Raw genomic sequence first — 664 nt, 5'->3', positions numbered from 1 at the left:
AAAATACCTGCCGGTAGCACCCGATGAATTGATATAAACCCTTCCTTTAAAATCTTCATATTCATCAATATCATCATCATAACGGGTAAGATTGGTATTTGTGGTTCGAAGGCGGTCACTTCCACCCCCGGTAAAGCTAAGATCACCAGCTGTAAAATCCGGCAAATTAATATCTGAGGTTCCCGGGGCGATAGATGCATCATACCAGGAATTGATAATCTCTTCAGATAACTGATTATTGTACTCAGACTCCGCAAGCTGTGTTGCTCCAAAATCCCATACATCTGCCAATCCATTTCCTGAAGCTCCATCCTTTTGAATTAATAGATTCAGAGCAGTGTTTTCTGTGATCTCTATACTAGTACTGCCGGTGATTGAATAACCATCGGCACCTTCAAGAGAAATGTCATAAGTATCACCTACAGGCAGGGCTACCGTATAAGTACCTTCAGAAACTGAAGAACTCCAGGTATCGCCACTTTCATTGGTGAACACTATACTGTAATCGCCAGGAATGTCCGAAGCTGCAGTAACATCTACATTACCGCTTACGGTAGCATTGTTAGCACTTTTCCGAAGGATCCTGAAATAGCTCGGTTTCCCGGTATCATCATATATCTTATAGGTTCCGGAAGCTTCTGCCGTAAAATTTAATTCGGTAATT

Annotated in this window: 1 protein-coding gene; it reads right to left on the bottom strand. The window is 41.9% G+C overall.

What is annotated here, in order from left to right; genetic code table 11:
• The coding region (locus RM553_RS19580) for a hypothetical protein (protein ID WP_311536649.1) at positions 1-664 on the bottom strand (664 nt) is incomplete at both ends.

Source organism: Autumnicola tepida (genome assembly GCF_031846485.1).
Taxonomy (GTDB): Bacteria; Bacteroidota; Bacteroidia; order Flavobacteriales; family Flavobacteriaceae; genus Autumnicola; species Autumnicola tepida.
The sequence above is the reverse complement of the archived record's forward strand: the minus strand, read 5'-3'. Positions and strand labels throughout refer to the sequence as shown.